General features: G+C 38.3%; 1 pseudogene. It reads left to right on the top strand.

Annotation, left to right across the window (positions count from 1 at the left end):
• Window positions 1–303: pseudogene (locus KVT11_RS19675) on the top strand (hypothetical protein); the annotation flags it as partial.

The raw sequence follows: 303 nt of genomic DNA, 5'->3' as shown, positions 1-303 counted from the left end.
TAGAAGCAAAATATGCAAATCCTGAAACAGTAGTCGTGCTCAAGCATAATGGACAACAAGTAGCATCAGAAAAGGTAAGATTAACTGAGGGGGAAAAGAAAACTTTGAACCTTGGCTGGCAACATAAGGGGAAAGGAACAATTCAGGCAGAAATTAACCCTGTTGGTAATCGGCTAGATATAGAAGAAACCACATACAAAAATAATCCTATTAAAACAGCTATCTATGCACCATCTCATGAAAAAGGGATGTGCGGAGTAACTAGTGTAAAAGGTGTGGTAGAAACAGTAAGTGAACGTGTAT

This window comes from Bacillus sp. GbtcB10, from assembly GCF_019091365.1.
Taxonomy (GTDB): Bacteria; Bacillota; Bacilli; order Bacillales; family Bacillaceae; genus Bacillus; species Bacillus altitudinis.
This window is presented reverse-complemented; position numbering and strand designations above follow the sequence as displayed.